This is a genomic window from Streptosporangium nondiastaticum (assembly GCF_003011965.1).
Classification (GTDB): domain Bacteria; phylum Actinomycetota; class Actinomycetes; order Streptomycetales; family Streptomycetaceae; genus Streptomyces; species Streptomyces nondiastaticus.
In genome coordinates this window covers 1-411 of sequence record NZ_PXWG01000383.1, presented here as the reverse complement: position 1 = coordinate 411, position 411 = coordinate 1, and the positions used below count along the sequence as shown (strand labels likewise).

Annotated in this window: 1 protein-coding gene; it reads left to right on the top strand. The window is 64.2% G+C overall.

Annotation, left to right across the window (positions count from 1 at the left end; all coding sequences use genetic code 11):
- Positions 1 to 411, top strand: a 411-nt coding sequence (locus tag B7P34_RS36345) for a sterol desaturase family protein (RefSeq protein WP_189383301.1), incomplete at both ends; no start/stop codon positions are given.

The following is a 411-nucleotide window of genomic DNA, read 5'->3' as shown; positions in this document are numbered from 1 at the left end:
GGTATCGCCACGGTGCTGCACTTCGACTTCGACCCCACCCCGATCGCAACCCATTTCCTCTTCCCGTACTACGCCGTCTGCACGGCCCTGCAGTACGTGTGGCCCGAAACCCCGAACCGCTTCGAACGCGGTGAGGTGCTGACCGACGTGCTGCACAACCTGATGCTGATCGCGGTCACCGGCTTCCAGAACTTCGTGATCCATGCACTCGTGCCGCTCACGGGCACCGGCCTGCTCTTTCAGCAAGGCGTGCTGCCCGACGCCTGGGCCGCCCACCACCTGCCGTTGTGGGCACAGGTGCTGGTGGCCTGGCTGGTGTTCGACTTCATGTTCTACGTCACCCACCGCATCGGCCATGAGGTCGACTTCTTCTGGCGTCTGCACAGCGTGCACCATTGCGCCCACCGCCTG